Consider the following 1,543-nt stretch of genomic DNA (forward strand, 5'->3'; position numbering starts at 1 on the left):
CATTGGTCCAGACCAGAATCCAGCCACACCCGTGCGAACCGCGCGTTCGGCCCCCCACGTCGGGTCCCCTCCCCATGCCACGCCCCCCGTGCGCCCGTCCGCGAAGGTGACCCCGTGAAGAACCGTTCCCTTGTCTGTCCCCTGGTGGTCGTCACCGCCCTCGCGCTCGGCGGCTGCGGTCTCGCCCCCGGCGACGGGCCCCAGGTTCGCACCATCAGTGTCTGGCTGATGAAGGACAGCGTCAGCGACGAGTTCCTGGAGCGGTTCACGCGGGAGTACGAGGCGGAGCACTCCGGCGTCGAGCTGAAGGTCACCTTCCAGGAATGGACCGGCATCGGGGCCAAGGTCACCGCCGCCATCGAGGGCTCCGGCGGGCCCGACGTCATCGAGGTCGGGAACACCCAGGTCGCCCAGTACGCCGACACCGACAAGCTTTACGACCTCACCCTGGAGTCCCTCCGCGACCTCGGCTCCGAGCAATGGCTGCCCGGCCTCGCCCAGCCCGGCAGCGTCAACGGCGCGCAGTACGGGATCCCCTGGTACGCCGCGAACCGGGTGGTGATCTACCACAGGGACCTGTTCGAGCGGGCCGGCATCGCCAAGCCCCCGGTCACCCGCAGACAGTGGACCGACGCCATCGAGAAGATCAACCGGACCGGCAGCCAGGGCATCTACCTCTCCGGCCAGGACTGGTACACGCTCGCCGGCTTCATCTGGGACGAGGGCGGCGAACTCGCGGTCGACCGGGGCGGCGTGTGGACCGGTGCGCTGGACAGCCCGGCGGCGCTGCGGGGCATGGCCTTCTACAAGGAGCTGCAGTCGCTCGGCGCCGGACCGCGGGACGCCGACGAGGAGACGCCGCCGCAGTCCGGCGTCTTCGCCAAGGGCGACGTCGCTCAGATCATCGCCACCCCCGGCGTCGCCGCCGCGATCGTCAAGCAGAACCCCGGGCTCCAGGGCAAGCTCGGCTACTTCCCGATACCCGGCAAGACCGCCGGCAAGCCGTGTGCGGTCTTCACCGGCGGCTCCGACCTGATCGTTCCGGTGAACGCGCCGCAGCGGGCAGCGGCGATCGAGGTCGTCAAGGCCCTCGCCGGCGAGAAGTGGCAGACCGATCTCGCGCAGACGATGAACTACGTGCCCAACAAGACCACGCTCGCCGGCGTCGTCGAAGGCCAGGAGGCCACCCGCGCCATGGCCGCCGGCGCGGCCCGCGGCAAGGCCACCCCCAACTCGCCCCGTTGGGCCACCGTCGAGGCCGCCAACCCGATCAAGCCGTACATGACCGCCGTACTCCAGGGCGAGGACCCCCGCCGAGCCGCGAAGCGGGCCTCCGAGCAGATCTCCGAGGCGCTCGCGGAGTGACGTGGCGGGCCCGGTCGGCCCTGCACCGCGCGCTCGCCGGACAGCCGACCGGGCGGTCCAGCCGGCGCGTCCACGCCCCGCGCCCCCAGCGCTCCGAGCCCCCGCCCGACCCGTCCGCACCGCACCGCCTCAGCCCTTCGACGCCTCCAGCCCCCACCCCCACCCCCCGGCCTCGCGC

1 protein-coding gene is annotated in these 1,543 nt (G+C 72.2%); it reads left to right on the plus strand.

Translation table 11 applies throughout. The features are described from left to right. The first annotated feature begins 114 nt into the window (after positions 1-114). Complete coding sequence (locus VIU94_RS31375) at positions 115-1,365, plus strand: extracellular solute-binding protein (RefSeq protein ID WP_331916576.1); 1,251 nt, start codon at positions 115-117, stop codon at positions 1,363-1,365. Positions 1,366-1,543 lie beyond the last annotated feature (178 nt).

Source organism: Streptomyces sp. (assembly GCF_036566765.1).
Classification (GTDB): Bacteria; Actinomycetota; Actinomycetes; order Streptomycetales; family Streptomycetaceae; genus Streptomyces.